A 20382-nucleotide genomic window follows, 5' to 3' on the forward strand; every position below is an offset into this window, starting at 1 on the left:
CGACACTTTTCGAGGGTCTCGCCGGATTGTTACCCCGGCGGGACCTTCGGCCCTTCAGATGAGGACTTCGCGCCGCGTACCCCGATCTTCCGCTCGGCGAGGATGAAGGAGGCGGGGATACGTCCCCCGCGACTCGAACTGAGGGGAAGAGGATCGTGAGCGAGCTGGAGGCGACGATCGACCTGCTGGTGAGTCACGCGGAGAAGGCTCTCGCAGCCTACGCGGATTTCACCCAGGAGCAGGTTGACTACATCGTCGGCAAGGCCTCCGTGGCCGCGCTGGACAAGCATGGTGAATTGGCCCGGTTGGCGGTCGAAGAGACCGGCCGAGGCGTGTTCGAGGACAAGGCTGTCAAGAACATCTTCGCTTGTGAGCACGTCACGAACAGCATGGCCGGGATGCGTACGGTGGGCATCATCCACCGTGACGACGTCAACGGCATCACCGAGATCGCCGACCCGGTTGGTGTGGTCTGCGCTGTCACCCCGGTGACCAACCCGACCTCCACCACCATCTTCAAGGCGCTCCTCGCGCTGAAGACCCGTAACCCGATCGTTTTCGCCTTCCACCCCAACGCCCAGCGGTGCAGCTCCGAGGCGGCGCGGGTGGTCCGGGACGCGGCCATCGCCGCGGGCGCCCCGGCGAACTGCATCCAGTGGGTCGAGCAGCCCTCGATCGAGGCGACCTCCACCCTGATGAACCACGCCGGGGTCGCCACGATCCTGGCCACCGGCGGCAACGCGATGGTTCGCGCCGCCTACTCGACCGGCAAGCCGGCCCTGGGCGTCGGCGCCGGCAACGTTCCGGCGTACGTCCACCCGTCGGCCGACGTGGTCCGCGCCGCGCACGACATCGTGGTGTCGAAGACCTTCGACAACGGCATGATCTGCGCCTCCGAGCAGGCCGTCATCCTGGACAAGAAGATCGCCTCGCAGGCGATCAAGGAGTTCAAGCGGCTGCACGCCTACGTGGTCACGGCCAAGGAGAAGAAGCTCCTCCAGGACTTCATCTTCCCGCCGGACGGCGAGGGCAAGGACTGCGTCGGTGAGAAGCTGAACGCCTCGGTGGTCGGCAAGTCTCCGGTGTGGATCGCCGAGCAGGCCGGTTTCAGCATCCCCGCGGACACCTCGGTGCTGCTGGCCGAGATCTCCGAGGTCGGCCCGGCCGAGCCGCTGAGCCGGGAGAAGCTGTGCCCCGTTCTGGCCGTGCTCAAGGCCGAGGACGAGGAGCAGGGCATCCTGTACGCCGAGCAGATGGTCGAGTTCCACGGACTCGGGCACAGCGCGGTCGTGCACGCCAAGGACGCGGACCTGTCGGAGCGCTTCGGCAAGCGGATGAAGGCGGTCCGGATCATCTGGAACGCGCCCGCCTCGCAGGGCGGCATCGGCGACATCTACAACGGCTTCCGGCCCTCGCTGACCCTGGGTTGCGGCAGCTACGGGCACACCTCGGTCTCCGACAACGTGTCCGCTCTCAACCTGCTCAACATCAAGCGCATCGGGCGTAGGACGAACAACATGCAGTGGTTCAAGGTGCCGGCGAAGATGTACTTCGAGCCGCACGCCATCCGGTACTTCAAGGACATGCCGTCGGTCTCGCGGGTCACCATCGTCACCGACTCGACGATGACCCGCCTCGGCTACGTGGACCGGATCAGCAACGTGCTGCGGGAGCGCCCCGAGTCGGTGACCATCCAGGTCATCGACAGCGTGGAGCCGGAGCCGAGCATCGACACGGTGCAGAAGGGCGCGGCCCTGATGCGCTCGTTCCGCCCGGACACCATCATCGCGATCGGCGGCGGCTCGCCGATGGACGCCGCGAAGGTGATGTGGCTTCTCTACGAGCACCCCGACATCGAGTTCGGGGACATGAAGGAGAAGTTCTTCGACATCCGCAAGCGGGCCTTCAAGTTCCCGACCCTGGGCAACCTGGCGAAGCTCGTCTGCGTGCCGACCACGTCCGGCACCGGCGCCGAGGTGACCCCGTTCGCGGTCATCACCGACACCGCCACCGGTCAGAAGTTCCCGCTGGCCGACTACGCGCTCACCCCGAGCGTGGCGATCATCGACCCGCACCTGACCAAGAACCTGCCCGCCGTGGTGACCGCGGACAGCGGCTTCGACGCCCTGACCCACGCCACTGAGGCCTACGTCTCGGTCTACGCCAGCGACTTCACCGACGGTCTGGCGCTGCACGCGATCAAGCTGATCTTCAGCAACCTCGAGCAGGCGGTCAAGGACGGACCGAACAGCCCGCAGGCCCGGGAGAAGATGCACAACGCGGGCACCATCGCCGGCATGTCGTTCGGCAACGCGTTCCTCGGCATCGTGCACGCGATGGCCCACACCCTGGGCGCCACCTTCCACGTGGCGCACGGCCGGACCAACGCGATCCTGCTGCCGCACGTCATCCGGCACAACGGCACCGTGCCGTCGAAGCTCAACAGCTGGCCGAAGTACGAGCGGTACATCGCCCCGGAGCGGTTCCAGGACATCGCCCGCCACCTGGGCCTGCCGGCCGAGACCCCGGAGCAGGGTGTCGAGTCCTACGCCCAGGCCGTCGAGAAGCTGCGCGCGGCCGTCGGCATCCCGGCGTCGTTCAAGGGCGCCGGCGTCGAGGAGCAGGAGTTCCTCACCGCCCTGCCGCAGCAGGCCATGAACGCCTACCTGGACCAGTGCGCGCCGGCCAACCCCCGGATGCCGATGCTGGCCGACCTTGAGCGGATCATGAAGACCGCCTACTACGGCGAGTAACCAACAGCGCGGTCAGTTCGTTGACCGGTGGGGAGGCCTTGTCCCGGGCCTCCCCACACCGCTGTCCGGGCTTCTCCACACCGAAAGACCGGGCGGGGCCGTCTGGCCCCGCCCGGTCTTTCGTGTAGGACTCGGCAGTGGGATGTCAGATGTCGCGCAGCCGCTGCGCCGCGGCCTCCGGGACGATGTCGTTGACGAACGAGCCCATCGCCGACTCCGAGCCGGCCAGGAACTTCAGCTTGTCCGCCGCCCGCCGGATGCTGAACAACTGCAGGTGCAGATAGCCCAGCTCCCGGTCCTCGCCGGTGACCGCCTGGTGCCAGGCCGAGATGTACGGCATCGGTTTGCCGAACAGCCCGTCGAAGCGGCGCAGCAGATCCAGGTAGAGGGGACCGAAGGCGTCCCGCTCGGCATCGGTCAGCGCGGGCAGGTCGGGAACCTGCCGGTGCGGCGCCAGATGCACCTCGAACGGCCAGCGGGCGGCGGCAGGCACATACGCCGTCCAGTGCTCGTTGGACGCCACCACCCGCACCTTCGCATCCTGCTCGGCGGCGAGGACGTCGGCGTACAGATTGCGCCCGGTCTTCTCGAAGTGCCGTCGCGCGGCCCGCAGGTAGGCCGCGGTCTTCGGGGTCACCGTCGGGTAGGCGTAGATCTGCCCGTGCGGGTGGTGCAGGGTCACCCCGATCTCGACGCCCCGGTTCTCGAACGGGAACACCTGGGCCACCTCGGGCAGCGCGGAGAGCTCGGCGGTGCGATCGGCGAGAGCGTCGATCACGGTACGCACGCGCGCCGGCGGAAGCGAGCCGAAAGCGCTGTCGTGATCACTGGTGAAGCAGACCACCTCGCACCGGCCGTGACCCGGCCGGACCGGCACCATGTCGGTCACCTGGGTCAGCTCGTCCGGCACGATCCGGTCGGAGAACGACGGGAACTGGTTCTCGAAGACCACCACGTCGTAGCTGGGCGCCGGGATCTCGCTGGCGAACCGCTCGGTCGTCGGGCACAGCGGGCAGGCGTCCGACGGCGGCAGGAACGTCCGGGTGTTGCGGTGCGCGGCGATCGCGATCCACTCGTCGGTGAGCGGGTCGTAGCGCAACTGCGAGGCCGGCGGGGGAGGCGGCAGGTCGCGGGTGTCCGGGTAGCCGGACCGGCCGCTGCCGGGGGCCTCGTCGAAGTAGATCAGCTCACGGCCGTCGGAGAGCCGGACGGCCGATCGGGTCGGGGTCACTGGGGATTCACCACCACGAGTTCGGGGACTGTTTCCGTGAGGAGATCGCGGGCGCCGGCTTCCAGGCCGTCGTCGGTGATCAGGACATCTGCGCGGGCCAGCGGCACGATCGAGGAGATGCCGACGGTGCCCCACTTGGTGTGGTCGGCGAGCACCACGAGGCGCTCGGCCGCCTCCACGAGGGCGCGGTTGACATCGGCCTCCATGAGGTTGGGGGTGGTGTAGCCGGCGCGCTCGCTCATCCCGTGCACACCCAGGAACAGCATGTCCAGGTGCAGGGTGCCGATGGCGGCCACGGCCACCGGGCCGACCAGCGCGTCCGACGGGGTCCGGGTGCCGCCGGTGAGCACCACCGTCTGATCCGGGCGGCCGGCCCGGTAGAAGACGTCCGCGACCGGGATCGAGTTTGTCACCACGGTCAGGCTCGGCACGTCGACGAGTCGCTGGGCCAGCTCCGCCGTGGTGGTGCCGGCCGACAGGGCGACGGCGTCGCCCGGGGAGACCAGGGCGGCGGCCCGCATGGCGATCGCCGTCTTCTCCCCGCGCTGGCGCACCGACTTGGCGGCGAAGCCCGGCTCGTGCGCCGAACCGGGACTGACGGTCGTCGCGCCGCCATGAACCTTCGACAGCAGACCGCGGTCGGCGAGGGCCTCCAGATCACGACGGATCGTCATGTCGGAGACGCCGTACTCCGAGGCGAGCTCGGTGACCCGGACACCGCCCGTGGCACGGACCCGATCGAGGATCGCGGCCTGTCTCTGCTGAGCCAACATCAGTTGGACCGCACTAATTCGAACACACTCGAACAGTACCCTGTGATCGGGTTGGTTCGAAAGGGTGAGTTCAGATACCCCGGCCGCGTTTGTGCAGCGCCGACAGCACGTTCTCCACCTTCACGGCCCCGGTCATCGCCGCCAGCGCGATCGCTGTCCGCGGCTCCCGCCAATTCGCTCGCACCGCCTCCTTGCTGTAGCGCCAGGCCGCGCCCCGGTTGCCGGACGCCGCCGACCAGCAGGCCAACTGCCCGTACACCCGGGCCGCCCCCGGACGGCAACCGCTGATCTCCGGGTGCCTCTGCATCATCCACCGCAGCGAAGAGATCTTGGTGGCGTATTCATACGCGTAATGCGAGGTCCGCCCCCACAACACCCGGACCAGCGGCTCGTCCAGGTGCACGACCGGACTGCGGCGGGCCGCCCGCAGCAGAAGATCCCAATCCTCGTTCTGGCTGCCCGGGGCGTCCTCGGCGACCAGCCCGATGGCGTCCTCGGCCAGCGCCTCCCGGCGGAACAGGAACGACGACGAGTGCAGCATCGACATCCGGGAACGGGCCAGATCCTCCACGGTCACCCGGCTCCGGCCGGCCAGCCGCGGGGTGCACCGGCCCTTGTACTCCACCTCGATCGCACACGTGGCGAACTCGGCCGACGGCTCCGCCAGCAGCGCCGCCACCTGACGGCGCAACTTGTCCGGCAGCCACCGGTCGTCGTCGTCACAGAACGCCATCAGTTCGGTGTCCAGCGCCAGCAGACCGGTGTTACGGGCGCCGGCCAGACCCGAGGCCCGCCAGTTCGTCAACACCAGCACCGGTACGCCGTCCGTGGACGCCAGCAGGTAGTCCGGCTCGGTCTGGTCGTACACCACGACGATCTTGAGTTCGCCCGGGTAACGCTGTTCGCGGACCGCGGTGATCGCCCGGCGGACCAGCTCCGGACGGTTCCGGGTGGGGATCACGACCCCGACCGACGGCCAGTTCATCACGCCTCCGATGCGATGTTCAACGGGTAGCCGTACGCCCTCAGCAGCGGCCCGCAGACCGCACCCACCAGGCGCCGCTGCGCGCGCGGCAGGGCGTGCACCCAGGCGTCGTCGCGGCGCAGCGGCAGCCGGCCGACGGCGAAACGCATCGGATTGCCGGCCGCGCTGTGACCGACCCGCAGGTCGGCGTGCTCGGCCCGGAGAAACCCGAGGTCCTCCGGCTGCAGCGCCAGGCCCGCGAAGTCGGCCAGGCGGATCAGGCCGGCCCGCGGATCGGCGAGGAACTCCTCGTAGCGGATCCGGCGCACCGGCACACCCCGGCGGGCGAGCAGGCCGAAGGCGGCGTTGTGCGCGTTCCACAGCAGCGCCGAACGGCCGGGGGAGTAGCGGGTCATCTCGTCGGCGCCGTCGGTCTCCGGGCGGCTCACCGTCTTGGTCCAGGAGTAGGCCACGCCGCGGGCGTCCCGGACCACGTGCACCACCCGCAGGTCGATGCCGTCCGCCCAGCGCAGCACGTGGGCCAGCGACGAGTGCTTGGAGGAGTCGATCACCATCCGGGCACCGGCCACCTCGGCGGCGGCGGCGTAGACCCGGGCGTAGTAGGAGGCGTACTCGCGGACCTGGTCGGTGGCGGCGGTGGCCGAGGCGAGACGCGGGATGTGCCGGGTCCGCTCGACCGCGTCACGGAGGGTGTGAACCCGGTCGACGTCGACGTTGGTCCAGCCGTTGAACGCCAGGTCGCCGACGCGGCGCCAGAACGTGCAACCGGAGAAGCGGGAGCCGCAGCCGCATCGCTCGTCGTCGCGGATGTCGCGTTGCCACAGGTGAACGACCTCACCCAGGGCACACATCCCCGGCAGTTCGCCGAGTAGACGTTCGACGAGCGTGGTTCCGCTTCGCCCCAATCCGCCCAGAAATAGCACTTGTGCCACTTTGGCTCGCCTTCGCTCGTTTCGCTCTGGTAACGAGTGAAGCAGGCAGAAGGAGGCGTTAGGTGACTATCGAGGCTTTCGACCGCGTGCACCTGGATGGCACCGGAATCGACCGCATCACCGAGGACGAGGTCGTCGCCGTGGTCCGGGACGCGATCGCCCACGGACGCGGTGGCCGCATCGTCACCCCGAACATCGACATCCTCCGCCGCGCGGCCGCCGACCCGGCCGTCCGCCGCCACCTCGACGACGCCGACCTCATCGTCGCCGACGGGATGCCGCTGATCTGGGCCAGCCGCCTCGGTGGCGTCCCGCTCCCCGAGCGGGTCGCCGGCAGCAGCCTGATCTGGTCCCTCTCCGAGGGTCTCGGCCGCGACGGGCGCTCCGTCTTCGTGATCGGCGGCACCCCCGCCGACCCCCGGCCGGCCGTTCCTGACTCGGCGGGAGCGTCCAGCGTGATCGGTGGTGCCTCCGCCGATCGGCGGCCCGCCGCTCCGGAACCGGCCGGAGCGGCCCGCGTCATCGGCAAGGTCTCGGGCGATGGGCAGGTCGCGGTCAGTGGCCGATCCTCCGGTACGGCGCCGCCCGGCGGTGACGGCGCGGCCCGTGCGGCAGCCCGGCTCGTCGGCGCGTTTCCCGGCCTGCGGATCGCCGGGACGATCAGCCCCGACTTCGGTTTCGAGCTGGACGAGTCCACCTACGCCGACTTCTGCGCGAAGGTGGCGGACGCCGAACCGGATCTGGTCTTCGTCGGTCTCGGCTTCCCCAAGCAGGAGAACGTGATCGAACGTCTCCGCCGTGATCTGCCCCGCACCTGGTTCGTAGGTTGCGGCGCCGCGATCAACTTCGTGGCCGGTGACATCGAGCGCGCCCCGCGCTGGATGCAGCGAACCGGCCTGGAGTGGGCCCACCGTCTCGGTGTCGAGCCGCGCCGGCTGGCCGGACGCTACCTCCGCCACGACGCCCCCTACGCCCTCCGGCTGCTGGCCCGGGCTCCGCGCCGCCGCGCAGGCCGTCGCTGACTCGGCCGGCAGGGCGTTACCGGTGATGGTTGCCGCCCTCACCGCCCGGGGAGCCCCAGCGGGAGCGGGCGGCGCGGTGACGCTGGGCCCGGCGGAGCGCGCTGCCCGGGATGCCGCGGAAGGTGGCGCAGCGCAGGCCCGCCCGGGTGACCGGCACGCCGAGCGTGGGCTGGGGGAAGCGCTCCGCGTCGTAACCGCTCTGCCAGGGGAACCGGTCGCCCGGGTCGGGCCAGGCGATCTGGAGCAGCCGGACCCGGTCGTCGCCGTAGCGCATCAGGGCGGCGCCGGGGAACAGCTCGGCCCGGATGTCGCCCGCCACGATCCGCACCTCCTGCCCGGTGATCAGGCCCCGGATGCGGTGCCCGTGGCGCAGCTGGAGGCCCTCGTCGCGAACCCGCCCGGCCACCTCGTTGAGCAGCTGGTGACCGACCTCGGGGGAGACCCCGGCGATGGCCAGCTCGGGGTAGCCGTAACCGGTGAGGCCCACCGTGTAGGCGAAGGGGACCGTCTCGGCCGGATCGTCGTCGCCCGGCAGGACGTGCACGACGGCCCACCCGAACCTCTCGATGATCTCGCTCTGTTCCTCGAAGAAGTCGTCGAGGTAGGACACCGGTGACACCCCCGCGGCTCGGTCTGGCTGACTGAGCCAACTATGGAACACACGTACGACACTTTTTCCGGCTTGGTCAACAGTACGCCCGTACGGTTAAGATCTGGTCATGGGTTTTCGCATCGACGACCTGCACCATGTGCAGCTGCTGATCCCGCCCGGTGGCGAGGGTGTGGCCCGAGATTTCTACAGCGGCGTTCTCGGCATGGCCGAGGTCGTCAAGCCGCCGGAGCTGGCCGCGCGGGGTGGCTGCTGGTTCCGGGCGGGCGGCTGGGAGGTGCATCTCGGTGTGGTTCCGGACTTCGCCCCGGCCCGCAAGTCGCACCCGGGTGTGCTTGTCGACGGCCTGGACGCGCTGGCCACCGCGCTCACGGCCGCCGGCCACCCGGTCGAGTGGGATCCCCACTTCCCGGGCCACCGGCGGCTCTACTCGGCCGACGGGCACGGCAACCGCCTGGAGTTCCTAGAGCGGATCAGGGGTTGAAGTAGGGGTCCTTGACCAGGCGCAGGAAGGCCTTGAAGGCCCGGTCGTCCCCGCTGAGCTGGAACTGCTGGTTGGGTCCGTTGCCGTCGGGATCGGACTCGAAGTAGGCGACAGCCTTGATCTGCTTGTTCACCTTGAAGGTCCGTTCGGCGTCCTTGAGCCAGGCGGCTCTCGCCTCCGAGCCCCACGCCCGGGCCACGCCGAACTCGCCGATCACGATCGGTTTCGGACGCTGCGCGGCCCACTGGAGGAACGGTCCCATCAGTGTGCCGATGGGCTGGAACTCGAAGCCGGCGTAGACGTCCACACACGTCCAGTCGACCTGGTCGTCGCCGGGGTAGAACCCGGGGGCGTCGCCGCGGATGAAACCCTCGGCGGTCGGGCACCACACCCAGGAGACGTTGTCGGCCCGTTCCTCGCGGAAGATCTTCCGGACGTACCGCCAGGCCGCGATGTAGTCCTCGCCGGACCACATGGTGGCCCGCAGGTTGGGCCGGTCCATCTCCCACCGCATCCGCAGCATCACCGGATCCTTGATCCGCCGGACCGCGCGGGCCTGCTTGCGGATCAGATCGTCGTGCTCGCCGGCCAGGATGGACCGGTTGTCCCCGGTGGCCCAGCTGATCATCAGTTTGGCGCCGTCGGCGAGGAACGCCTCGTCCGAGGGGGTGCCCATCATCTGCTCGAACCGGCGGTACGTGTTGATGAAGTGCAGCTTGCGGCCCAGCGACTGTTCCAGCGTGGCGACCGCGGTGAGCCGGCCCACCTGGGTCAGCTCCTCCGGCTTGATCCACGCCCCGAAGTAGGCGCCGTGGCGGGGCGGCTCGAACGGGCCGGCCCGGAACGGCCCCTTGGCGACGGCGACCGCCCGTGGCGGCGTGCTCAGGTCGGGCGACGGCGACGGCGGGGGCTCCTTGCGATCGTCCGAGAAGCAGCCGCCGAGCAGCAGGAGCGTGAGGCCCGCGGCGATCAGCCGGCTACGCATGGAGCCGCCGGGCGGTGTAGAGGACGTTCACGGCGTACGCGTCGCTGCCCGGCATCCGTCGTGCCGCCGAGTCGGCGAGCCGCGCCACCCGGTTGTCGTGCAAGGACGGCGTGAGCATGGAGAAGCCCCGCCGCTCGACGATCTCGAAACCGTGCCGGGCGAGGAGCCGCTCGACGTCGTTGTGGGCGAGTTCGGCGAACCAGCGTTCGCCGTTGTGCCGCCGGGCCCGCAGGTGCCGGACCGATCCGGCGTTGCCGTGGTTCTCCACCACGAGCAGCCCGGATCCGCGGTGCGGCAGCACCTTGGCGGCGAACGCCAGGGCCCGGTCGCGGACGGCCTCGTCGACGTTCAGCAGCAGCCGGAAGATCGTGACGACCGCCGGGAACCCGGCCGCGACCGGCTGCGGCACCGGACCGTCCTGCGGAACCAGGTGCCAGTAGGCCCGCGACCCGACCTCGGCGGCTTTCGCCATCATCTCGGCCGACGTGTCGTACCCGTGTGCCTCGCGGACCAGGCCGTGCAGGGCCCGGACGGCCCGGCCGGTGCCGCAGGCGAAGTCGTGCTGGACCGGTGGGTGCTCCGGGAACTCACGGCGCACCAGGGTCCGCAGGTAGTCCCGCTGACGGTCGTTGATCCGCGACGCGTAGCTGTCCGGGGCGTACGTCACGGTCTCGTACTTCTCGACCGCCTCGGTGTCCTGGAACACCCCTGTGTAATCGCTGGTCAACTCTTCCTCCTGAATGCGCCGAGCATCAACGGTCCGCGAAGCAGCCAAGCCCCCAGGGCGTAGGCCGGGACGGCGATCACGATGGCCGCCGGGAAAAAACTGATGGGTCCGAAACAGGTGAGCGCCAGGAGCGCGGCGGCGAGCGTGCCCCGGCCGAACGGGTGCAGGCCGGCGCCGCGGTACACCTGGGCGAGCGGGAGCAGATTGTTCACCACCATCGCGCCGGCCAGCCCGGCCGCCGCTCCGAGCGCCCCCCACCGGGGGATCAGCAGCACGTCCAGGCCGATCGTCACGGTCAGCGCGATCAGCACGTTGCCGAGGTTCAGCGAGGTGCGCCCGGCCATCGCCAGCACCATGTCGACCATGCCGCAGCCGGTCGCCACCAGCATCGCGCCGGCCAGCACCCGGACCACCGGCACACCGGAGGCGTACCCGTCGCCGAACAGCCGCAGATACCACGGCGCGAACGCGATCACCAGCAGGTTGACCGGCCAGGTGACCAGCACCAGCCAGCCGGTCGCGGTCTGGTAGAGCCGTTTCGCGCCGGCCGGGTCACCGCCGCTCAGCGCCTCGGCGAGACGCGGCTGCACCGACTGCGACACGCCCTGGTTCGCGAACTGGATCAGCACCACGAAACGGCCGGCCACCGCGTACATCGCGGCCGGTGCGAGCCCGCCCAGCGCCGCCACCAGCAGCACGTCCACCCGCTGCAACGCGAGTTGGGCGACCGTGGCCACCGCCCGCGGGCCGGTGAAGACCCAGAAATCCCGGCGCAGGCGGCGACGCTCACCCCGACCGACGGTCCGGCTTCCACGACCCGAGGCGTACGCGCGACGCGCGGCCACCGCCGCCAGGATCGCCACCGGCAGATACGGCGCCGCCCAGGCCAGCGCGAAGACCGGCAGGGAGGCCGTGGCCCAGAGCGCCGCCACCCCCGCCGCGCCGACGGCCAGCAGTTGCAGTCCACTGCGCAGCAGCCGGTCCAGCAGGACGGTCGGCCGCATGCTGCGGTAGCCGCGGGTCACGGTGAGCAGCACGTCGGTGAGGGCCTGCAACGGCACGAAGACGGCGAGTACCCGGAGCCCGGCGGTGTGCCCGGCGACCACGTGCGGTGACCCGCCCGCGGTGAGGTGGGCGATGTCCGGCGCGGCCAGCCACATCGCCGCCGCCAGCACCAGCGAGAACACCACCACCGGAGGGATGCCGGCACGCAGGCAGGCGCCCAGCAGGTGCTCCTGCCCGGTGGTCCGCAGCCGGGCCGGCCAGTACACCAGCCCGGTCTGGGTGCCGAGCTTCGCCAGCCCGCCGACCAGCACGAACGCGGCCGTGGCGGCGAAGAACGCGCCGGCCTGCTCGGTGCCGAGCCCGCGGGCCACGATCCAGGTGACCGCGACGCCGGTCCCGCCGGCCAGCGCCGAGCCGGCCATGTTGGCCAGCCCGCCGCGGGCCGCGCCCCGGGTGGCGTTCCGCGGATCCGGCGGCGCGGTCGTCGCCGTCACGGGCGGCGCCAGACCGGGGTGTGCCCCAGCCAGCCGGCCAGCGCCTCGTCGTGCGGCTGGTAGTAGGCGTACAGCTCGCGGCGCAGCCCCGGATCCATGTCGGACTCGCGGGGCCGGGCGTTGTGCCGTTCGAACGCCGGCCGCTCCAGACCGGACGGCAGTCCCAGGAAGTCGCAGACCTCGTCGTAGACCGGCTCCGGATCGCTGAAGAAGCGCTCGCTCTCCACCACGTGGATCCGCTCTCGTCCCACGTGCTGAGCCATCACGCTCAGATAGCGGGCGTACTCGCCGCGAGCCCGGTACGCGTGATGCTGGTGGGCGAAGCTGTAGTACGACGGGTCCAGGGCGAGCCGCTCCTCCTGACGGTGCAGACGGGCCGCCTCCAGGGCCAGGGCCGCGCCGAAGTCGCGTTCCGGCTCGTAGGCGCGGGCGACCTCGTGGTGGTGCTGCGAGTAGGCGCGTTCCACCGGGTCCCGGACCAGGACCACGAGCTTGGCGTACGGCAGGTCGCGGGCGATCCGGGCGGTCGCCTGCGGGTGGTACATGTAGTACGGGCTCGACTCGAAGGTCTGCGCGCGTACCCCGTGCCGTTCGGCGATCCGTTCGGCGCTGCGCAGCGTCGGGAAGTGCCCGCGATACCACTCCGGCCCGCGCTGGTAGGACGTGTCGAAGTAGTGCACGCCCTTGTGCAGCACCGCCTTCAGCACGACCGGGTGCGCGGCCAGCGCCCGGTAGAGCGACGTGGTGCCGCAGCGCTGCCCGCCGCAGATCAGGAACGAGGGCAGCATCCGGCTCTCCGAGGTGAGCCGCCCGTACGACCGGGAGCCGAGGTGCACGAACCGCTTCACCGGCGCGGGCAGATTCCGTACGTGCATGGTCTACAGCTCCTCCACGCGCCGGATCAGCACCGGCAGCAGCCAGGTCCCGAGCACGCCCAGCCGGGCGCCCGCCTCGGCCTGCTTGTCGGTCAGGTAACGGACCGCGAGATCGACCAGATAGAGCAGCGCGGTGATCTCGCGGGCCACCGGAGCCACCCCGAACGGGGCGAGCAGCTCGTCGGCCCGGTGCACGGTCCCCTCGACCGCGGCCCGGGCGTCGCCGGTGGACTGGATACGTTTCTGCAGCTCGTGATGGATGGCGTCGAAGCCGAGCGGCACGCCGATGGCGAACCGCTCCCAGTCCCACACGAGCAGGGCGCCGGCCAGGTTCGCCATGTTCCACGGTGCCCAGTCGCCGTGCCAGGCGCCGTAGCGCAGCGCCGTCTCACCGCTGTGCGCGGCCAGCACGTCCACGGCCGCGGCCAGCCCGGCGCCCTCCGGCCGGTCGGCGACCGCCGCGAGCCGGGACTTCAGCTCCCGCCAGTAGCCGCTGCCGGTGAGCGGCCCGGTCGAGTAGCCGCGGCAGCCGGCGACGTCGAGCATCGCCGCGGTGAGCCGTCGCTGGGTGAGCGGCGCCCGCGGCAGCCAGACCGGCAGCGCCGACTGGACCAGCACCTGCATACCCCGCCACTGCCCGGCGTGCAGCACCCGCGGCACCTTCAGCTTCGTGAGGCCGCTGTCGCCGAGCTCGGTGAGCGCCGCCGTCTCCGCCTTGACCAGGCGCCGGGTCAGCGGCCCGGTGCCCAGCTTGCCGAAGGCGAAGGTGTCGCCGTCCGGGCTGAGCAGTTGGAGCACCGGCTTGCGGTTGGCGCGCGCCGGGCCGATGTGGATGCTGACCGCCAGATCCCGGCGCAGCGCCTCGCTCAGGTAGCCGTCGATGCCGGCCGACAGCGGGCCGGTCACCCGGATCCGGTCCCGGAAGAGCAGGCCGGTGGCCCGGGCGTGCACCGCGGCGACCACGGCGTCCCGCTTGAGCCGGGCGATCCGGCTCTGCGGCTCGGCGTAACGCCGGACGGCGGCCGCCGCGACCGCGGGGGAGTGCGTCGGGACCAGCAGCCGGGGGCGGTGCGCGTTCGGGACGACCAGGTACTCGGTGACCAGCGGACCGGGGGTGCCGTCGGTGCGGCACGGTTCGGGGTAGAGCAGGTGGAGGACCTCGGTCAGGTACTGGGTTCGCAGGGCCGCGTCCCCGGCGGTGAGTTCAGCGGGAGCGGTCCTGACCGGGCTCATGCCGCCACCCCCGCCGCTGAGCCGAATGTTTCGCACGCGAGCTCGCTCAATCGGTGTTCCCCTCGATCCAGTTGCGCCAGAGCAGCGCATATGCCAGAACCATGAAGGCCAGAGGGGTGACCAGCGAGTTGTACCAGAGCATCGCGGAGAAGCTGGAGACGAGCGCCGCGCTGCCGGCGATCCCGATCGGGCTGCGGTCCCGGCGGAACCGCCACAGCCCGTACCCGAAGAAGCCCAGATATCCGGCCGTGCCCACCGCGCCGTGCGCGTAGAGCAGTTGCCAGAGCTGTCCGTTGCCGCCCACGGTGAAGTTGCCGCAGCGCTCGCAGCCGGCGCTCTCCCCGACCGTGATCGAGTTCCGGCCGCCGAGGGTGTTGCGGGTGCCGCCGTACCCGATCACCGGCGATCCGGTGAAACCGTCCACGGCCTTCTCGATGAGGAACGAGCGGACCCCGTTGGACTTGCCGTTGTCCAGCCGGGCCTGCACCGTCGCGCCCAGCGGGGTGGCCGTCAGCGCCACCGCCAGCGCGACACCCACCAGCGGCAGCAGCGCCAGGATCCAGAGCCGCCCGGCCAGCACGTAGCGCACCGCCACGTAGACCAGCACCAGGCCGATCCCGATCCACAGGCCCCGGTTGAGCGACGCCACGGCGGGCACCACCGACACCACCAGGCAGAGCACGGCCGGCACCTTGCGGCCGGCCCGGTGACTCGCCCAGGCCGCCACCACGAGCCACGGCGCCAGCAGGCAGAAGTTGTTGCCCCAGGTGTTCGTGTAACCCCACGGCGCGGCCGGGCGCGGCTTGTCGTCCCCGACGATGTCCATGATCTGCGCGGCGTACGGGTGCACCAGTGACCGTACGAAACCCTTGTTGCGCACCCCGGACGGCAGCAGCCACTCCACCGGCGAGGTGAACTCGAAGGTCCCGGCCACCATGCCGAGCAGCCCGCCCAGCACGGTCAGCACGAACATCCCACCCAGCAGGCGGACCAGCCGGCGGCGGGACAGCTCGGCCTCGGCCAGATTGCCGGCGTACACCAGGAGAACCGTGAGGGACACGTACATCGAAAGCTTGTAGACGACCGCGACCAACCGCTCGCCGGCCCGTTCCGGAACCGTGCCCGGCGGGTCCGCGCCCAGCGCGGCGATGCTGATCACCACCGCGACCAGGAAGATCGCCCACCAGGCGAAGCCTGGCGGCAGCAGCAGCGGGCGGCCCGCCGCACGCCTGCGCAGCAGCAGGAACAGCATCGGCGCGGCCATCAACGGGAAGATCAGCACGCCCAGGCCGAGCGCCCACCACAGCGGATAGAGCAGCAGGATGCCGGCCACCGGCCAGGACGGCAGCGAGCGGTTCTTGGGGGAGGTGCGGGGCGCGGTCCCGGCGTGCGCTACCGCCGCGACCGCGGTCACTTGTCGTCGCCGTCCGCGGTGCCCTTGCCGGACAGGTCGATGACCGCGGTGGCCTCCGGATTGTCCGTCCCGCCCGGGCGTTGCCGGCCGGCGAACGACAACTGCTGCGTCGGGCCCTCGGCGGCCGCGTCCTCGGCGTTCGGCGCCGGCAGGGTGACGGCGGGCTCGGTCAGGTCGCCGGGGCGCATGGCGGTGAGCCGCGGCAGCACCACGGCCCCGAGCAGCCGGGTGCCCACCCGTTGCAGCTGTTCGGTGGCGTCGACCAGAGCCGGGCGCTGGGAACGGCGCAGCTCCACCGCCAGGATCGCGGCGTCGGCCAGGCTCGCGAGGCTCTGCGCGTCCGCGCTGCTGCTGGTCGACGGGGCCTCGATCACCACGTAGCCGCCCTGCTTGCGCAGCGCCTGGAGGGTGTCCTTGAGCCGCTGCGACTGCATCAGCCCGGCCGCGGTGGCCGCCCCGCCGGTGGTGATCACCCGCAGCGACGGGATTCGCGGGGTGCGCTGCAGGGCCCGGTTCAGCCCGACCCGGCCGGCGAGCAGATCGGAGAGGCCCGGCATGGCGGAGACCCCGAACATCCGCGCCAGCGGTGCGGCATCGATCACGCTGTCCGGCAGGTGCGCCCCGATCAGGACCACTTCACTTCCGGTACGGGCGAGCGCGGCCGCCAGGTTCGCCGCGACCAGGGTGCTGGCCGAACCGCGGCTGGTCCCGGTCACCACGATGATCTGGTCGTCGGACTCCAGACTGGCCAGCACCTCGTTGCGCAGCCGGTTGAAGACCCGACCGCCCGGCCCGTACGGCTGGAGGACGTCGTCGAAGTGCGGAGTGCTGCGCTCGTCCAGTGCGGCCAGCACCGGCACCCGGCCCCGGTCGCGTACGTCGTTCGGCGTGACCAGCCGCCGGTCGAACCGTTCCCGCAGATACGCCAGGGACAGCCCGAGCAGCAGCCCGAGCATGCCGCCGGTACCCACGTTGAGCAGCGTGTTCGGGCTGCTCGGCGTGTCCGGCAGGCGCGAGTCGCTGATGATGCTGCCGCCGCCGACCATCGTGGTGGTGAGCTCGTTGAGCCGCCCGGTCAGCGAGTTGAGCTGGTTCTGCGAGTTGTTCCGCAGGCTCTGCAGGTTGCCGGCGGTCGGGCTGTCCTTCGGCGCGACCGCCAGTTTCGCGTTGATCCCGGCCAGCACCGTGGTGAGCTGCCGCACCTTCAGGTTGAGCGACTTGATCTGCTTGTCCAGCTGGGCGCGGGCGCTCTCCTCCCGGTTGCGCAGGTACGCCTCGGCGAACGCGTGCGACCCGGCCTGTGCCTCGCGCGGGTCGTCCGCCTTGAAGGTGATCACCAGGACCGTGGTGTTCGCCGGCACCTGCACCGACACCGACTTGGCCAGCTCGATCGGCGAGCGGTCGCTGCGCAGCAGGGTGGCCGCCTTGACCGCGACCGCTCCCGAGCCGACCAGCTGGGCCTCGGTGTCCAGGTTGACGGCGCCCTTGGTCCGCCCGCCCTGCGCGTTGGTGTCCTGGCCGACCGGCTCCACCAGCACCGACGCCGAGGATTCGTAGACCTTCGGCATGGCCTGTGCCAGGACCGCCCCACCACCCAGGCCGGCACCCGTGGCCACCAGGGCGATCCACCAGTGGCGGCGGAAGGCACCCAGGTAGTGCGAGAGATCGGACGAGGGGCGAGACGGTTCCATCAGTCTTCGGCGGCCCTTCCGGGAAGTGTGCGTGTCAGCTTTGGGCGTTTCGCCCCAGGAAGACAACGCGACACGACCGCCGCGAGTGATGGTCTACGACATTTTGGGCTCCACCCAGCCGCTCTCCACCAGGTAGCCGAGCACCATGTCGACCGCCTCCGGGACGGTCATCGTGGTGGTGTCGACGGTCAGTTCGGCGTTCGTGGGCTCCTCGTACGGGTCGTCGATCCCGGTCATGCCGCGCAGCTGACCGGCGCGGGCCCGCGCGTACAGGCCCTTGCGGTCCCGGCTCTCGCACACCTCCAGCGGCGTCGCCACGTGCACCAGGATGAACCCGGCGCCGGCCTCCACCGCCATCCGCCGGGCCGCCGCGCGGGCCGCCTCGTAGGGCGCGATCGGGCAGGCCACCGCCATGCCCCGGTGCCGGCCCACCTCGGCGGCCACCCAGCCGATCCGGCGGACGTTACGGTCCCGGTCGGCCTTGCTGAAGCCGAGTCCGGCGGTCAGCTCCCGGCGCACCACGTCGCCGTCGAGCAGTGTCACCGTCCGGTCGCCGGTCTCCCGGAGCACGTCGGCCAGGTTGCGGGCGATGGTCGACTTGCCGGAGCCGGACAGGCCGGTGAAGAACACCACCAGGCCACGGTGCCGGCGCGGCGGCCGGACCCGGGACAGCTCCTTGGCGACGGCCGGCGGGGTGTGCCACTCGGGCAGCGGGAAACCGCGGTCCAGCAGGTCGTCGATCTCGGCCGGGGACATCGCCAGCCGCCGGTTGCGCGGCGGGATGTCGTCGCGCCAGCGCCACTGGCCGTCCCGGTTGTCGTAGGCCAGCTCGCGCGGCAGCAGCACCCGCAGGCCGGCCCCGGACAGCGAGTCGCCGGTCGACAGCACGTGCGTGACGCCGTAGGCCTGGGCCACCCGCGCGCGCAGCAGCGCGTCGCGCATCTCGTCGCCGCGGGTGAGCAGCGGCACCGCCGCCACGGTGGCCGGGGGCATCCGGTCGCGGGCCGCGAAGATCGAGCGGACCAGCGCCTCCGGGGGCAGGCCGTCCGGGCCCGGCCCGCTCACCGGGATCAAGATCAAAAGATGAGCCGCGAGGGTACGGGCGGCGTGCGCGATCTGGGCGAGCTGTGGCCGGTGCAGCGGCCGGTCGGCGATCACCCCGAGCACCCGGCCCGGGGGGAGCAGCGCCCGCACCTCCTCCGGCAGGCGCCGCAACCGCTGGAACGGGCCGTGGCCTCCGTCACCCATCCGGCGAACCGGGCCGCCGATGCCGAACCGGTTCTCCCCGCTCTGCCAGATGTCGGTCACCTCGATGGCGGCGACCGGGGCGCCCTCCGGGTCGGTCAGCACCAGGGTCCGCCGGGTGGGGTCGGCCGGGTTCAGCGTGGACGCGATCTCGCCGGGGATCTCGCAGGTCACCGGAACCGGCCAGGAGGCGCCGTCGGCCAGCCGGCCGCGGCGGGCCAGCGAGATCAGGTCGGCGCGCCCGAGGAAGCCGGTCAGCGGCGCGTAGGCGCCGGAGAGCAGCAGTTCGAGGTCCGCCAGCTCGTAGGGGCGGGGCGTGAAGGAGGGAGCATCCCGGAGCACGTCCTCGGGCAGTACCGAACCATTCACTTCGAATCCCCCTGCAGGTATTTGGGGGACAGTTTCGCAGCCTCGATCCAACCGGTCGAGCCGGGCTCTGGGTCTTCCCTCAGTCGGGATGGAAACCCTATAAGGTAAATCTCTGTTTAAATTAGGCAGTTACTGGACAAGTCGCCATGATCGTTTGATACTCGGCCTTTGTGAAACAGACCCGATCCCGACTACTGCATCTCGCCGCACTGACCACGGCCTTCGCCATGTCCGTGACCGCGACCCTGTCCTGGGCGTGGACCGGTGGCGTCGACCAGCTCGGCATCCCGCCGTACGGCGGTCCGACGTTCGTGGACCCGGCCGTCGCACCGGCCACGGTCGCGCCCGGACCGTCGCTCCTGCCACCGCGGATCGAGCCCGATCCCACCTGGAAACCGGGCGACCCGCCACCCGGGGACACCGTGGTCCGGGCCCTCCCCGCGGCGGGCCTCCCCGCGGCGGGCCTCCTCGCTGTGGGCGGCGAGCGGCACACCGTGATGCCGGTCCGGCATCGCGGCGAATCCGGTCGGGGCCGGGACTGCCGCACCGGATCCCGGCTGGTGCCCACCTGCGGGATCCTGTGGGGCGTGGCGCCCGGGGCGCGCACCGAGGAACGGGGCCGGCAGGCGCTCAACGAGTTCGAGCGCAAGACCGGGCGGCATCAGGCGATCTTCCACGCGTACCACAAGGGGACCCGGCAGCTGTTCCCGACCGAGCAGGAGATCCGGATCGCCCGGGAGCCGGGGCGCAAGCGGATCCTGCTGCTCAACTGGAAGCCGGAGACCGCCACCTGGGCGCAGATCGCACGCGGGGACCGGCGCGTCGACGCCTTCCTCGACCGCCTCGCCGTACACCTCAAGGAGAACTTCCGGGAGAGGTTCTTCTTCGCGGTCCATCACGAAGCCGAGGACCAGGTACGCGAACGGGCCGGCTCCGGCTACACGGCCCGCGACTACGCGGCCATGTTCCGGCACGTGGTGAAGCGGCTGCGGGCCAAGGGCGCCACCAACGTGGTGACCGTCCTCGTGCACATGGCGTACGTGCCGCACACCACCAAGAGCTGGTTCCAGCACATGTACCCGGGCGACGACGTGGTCGACTGGATCGGCTTCGACACCTACTCCTACAGCGAACCCGGCTACGGCCACGGCGACTTCGACGAGCTGCTCAACCGCCGGTCCGCGAGCAAACCCGGCTGGCCCGGTTTCTACAACTGGGTCCGCGCCCGGCACCCCGGCAAACCGCTGATGGTCGCCGAGTGGGGCGTCTGGTTCTCCGAACGGAACCCGGGCCACATGGCCGAGTTCTACCGTGAGGTGGGCCGGCAGATCGGCCGGTTCCCGGGCATCAAGGCGATGGTGCACTTCGAGACCCCGGCCAACCACAAAGGCCAGGACTCGTCGGTCGACAGCACACCCGCCGCGCTGCGCGAATACCGTCGTCTCGGCAAGCTGCCGGTCTTCCAGGTCTCGGTAAACTGAGAGCCCGCTGAGAAACCCTGATAGAGCCTCAGGGGTTTTCCCGATCCATCGAGGTGCGCGGTCTTCATAGGCT

At 71.0% G+C, this 20382-nt stretch carries 16 protein-coding genes and 1 pseudogene; 4 read left to right on the plus strand and 13 right to left on the minus strand.

From position 1 onward, the window contains the following. Positions 1–131 precede the first annotated feature (131 nt). Positions 132–2753: pseudogene (gene adhE / locus AB0I88_RS05205) on the plus strand (bifunctional acetaldehyde-CoA/alcohol dehydrogenase); the annotation flags it as partial. A 145-nt stretch (positions 2754–2898) separates the two neighbouring features. Here adhE and galT read toward each other — a convergent pair. The 4 genes from galT to AB0I88_RS05225 form a co-directional block, all read right to left on the minus strand. Beyond that, positions 2899–3984 carry a galactose-1-phosphate uridylyltransferase gene (galT, locus tag AB0I88_RS05210; protein ID WP_361018526.1) on the minus strand — a complete coding sequence of 362 codons (1086 nt, stop codon included), beginning with the start codon at positions 3982–3984 and terminating at the stop codon, positions 2899–2901. Continuing rightward, positions 3981–4757 carry a DeoR/GlpR family DNA-binding transcription regulator gene (locus tag AB0I88_RS05215; RefSeq protein ID WP_361018528.1) on the minus strand — a complete coding sequence of 259 codons (777 nt, stop codon included), beginning with the start codon at positions 4755–4757 and terminating at the stop codon, positions 3981–3983. The genes galT and AB0I88_RS05215 overlap by 4 nt, the downstream gene beginning before the upstream one ends. 70 nt (positions 4758–4827) lie before the next feature. After that, entirely contained in the window at positions 4828–5742 is a 915-nt protein-coding gene (locus AB0I88_RS05220) for a glycosyltransferase family A protein (RefSeq protein WP_361018531.1), read from the minus strand. Further along, a complete protein-coding gene (locus tag AB0I88_RS05225) occupies positions 5742–6665 on the minus strand; it encodes a sulfotransferase (RefSeq protein ID WP_361018534.1) in 924 nt (307 codons plus the stop codon). The genes AB0I88_RS05220 and AB0I88_RS05225 overlap by 1 nt, the downstream gene beginning before the upstream one ends. A gap of 71 nt (positions 6666–6736) precedes the next feature. Between AB0I88_RS05225 and AB0I88_RS05230 the strand changes: the two genes are divergently transcribed. After that, positions 6737–7696 (plus strand): WecB/TagA/CpsF family glycosyltransferase, encoded by a 960-nt coding sequence (locus tag AB0I88_RS05230; protein ID WP_361018537.1) that lies wholly within the window; start codon positions 6737–6739, stop codon positions 7694–7696. A gap of 16 nt (positions 7697–7712) precedes the next feature. Here the strand turns inward: AB0I88_RS05230 and AB0I88_RS05235 are convergent, their stop codons facing one another. Continuing rightward, entirely contained in the window at positions 7713–8306 is a 594-nt protein-coding gene (locus AB0I88_RS05235) for a DUF4262 domain-containing protein (RefSeq protein ID WP_361018539.1), read from the minus strand. Between the two features lie 109 nt (positions 8307–8415). On the opposite strand from AB0I88_RS05235, the gene AB0I88_RS05240 reads away from it, so the two are divergent. Beyond that, on the plus strand, positions 8416–8790 hold the full coding sequence (locus AB0I88_RS05240; protein ID WP_361018542.1) for a glyoxalase: 375 nt from the start codon (positions 8416–8418) through the stop codon (positions 8788–8790). Here the strand turns inward: AB0I88_RS05240 and AB0I88_RS05245 are convergent. The 8 genes from AB0I88_RS05245 to cysC all read right to left on the minus strand — a co-directional run bounded on the left by AB0I88_RS05245 (position 8780) and on the right by cysC (position 18828). Next, complete coding sequence (locus tag AB0I88_RS05245) at positions 8780–9775, minus strand: endoglucanase (protein ID WP_361018545.1); 996 nt, start codon at positions 9773–9775, stop codon at positions 8780–8782. The two genes, AB0I88_RS05240 and AB0I88_RS05245, sit on opposite strands and share 11 nt — an antisense overlap. Then, the gene (locus AB0I88_RS05250) at positions 9768–10502 is read right to left on the minus strand and encodes a class I SAM-dependent methyltransferase (RefSeq protein ID WP_361018548.1); all 735 of its coding nucleotides are present in this window, start codon (positions 10500–10502) and stop codon (positions 9768–9770) included. Before AB0I88_RS05250 ends, AB0I88_RS05245 begins: the two co-directional genes overlap by 8 nt. Beyond that, positions 10499–12001, minus strand: a complete 1503-nt coding sequence (locus tag AB0I88_RS05255) for an MATE family efflux transporter (protein WP_361018551.1) — start codon at positions 11999–12001, stop codon at positions 10499–10501. Before AB0I88_RS05255 ends, AB0I88_RS05250 begins: the two co-directional genes overlap by 4 nt. After that, positions 11998–12876, minus strand: a complete 879-nt coding sequence (locus AB0I88_RS05260; protein WP_361018554.1) for a sulfotransferase domain-containing protein — start codon at positions 12874–12876, stop codon at positions 11998–12000. Before AB0I88_RS05260 ends, AB0I88_RS05255 begins: the two co-directional genes overlap by 4 nt. A gap of 3 nt (positions 12877–12879) precedes the next feature. Next, a complete protein-coding gene (locus tag AB0I88_RS05265) occupies positions 12880–14109 on the minus strand; it encodes a hypothetical protein (protein ID WP_361018557.1) in 1230 nt (409 codons plus the stop codon). Between the two features lie 46 nt (positions 14110–14155). Next, entirely contained in the window at positions 14156–15523 is a 1368-nt protein-coding gene (locus tag AB0I88_RS05270; protein WP_361018560.1) for a hypothetical protein, read from the minus strand. After that, a complete protein-coding gene (locus tag AB0I88_RS05275) occupies positions 15520–17214 on the minus strand; it encodes a Wzz/FepE/Etk N-terminal domain-containing protein (protein ID WP_361018563.1) in 1695 nt (564 codons plus the stop codon). The genes AB0I88_RS05270 and AB0I88_RS05275 overlap by 4 nt, the downstream gene beginning before the upstream one ends. A gap of 93 nt (positions 17215–17307) precedes the next feature. Then, positions 17308–18828 carry an adenylyl-sulfate kinase gene (cysC, locus tag AB0I88_RS05280; RefSeq protein WP_361018565.1) on the minus strand — a complete coding sequence of 507 codons (1521 nt, stop codon included), beginning with the start codon at positions 18826–18828 and terminating at the stop codon, positions 17308–17310. 170 nt (positions 18829–18998) lie between these two features. Here cysC and AB0I88_RS05285 point away from each other — a divergent pair, with 170 nt between their 5' ends. After that, positions 18999–20309: a glycosyl hydrolase gene (locus AB0I88_RS05285; protein WP_361018568.1), complete on the plus strand. Its 1311-nt coding sequence runs from the start codon at positions 18999–19001 to the stop codon at positions 20307–20309. Positions 20310–20382: the final 73 nt, after the last annotated feature.

This window comes from Actinoplanes sp. NPDC049802, from assembly GCF_040656595.1.
In the GTDB taxonomy this organism is placed as follows: Bacteria; Actinomycetota; Actinomycetes; order Mycobacteriales; family Micromonosporaceae; genus Actinoplanes.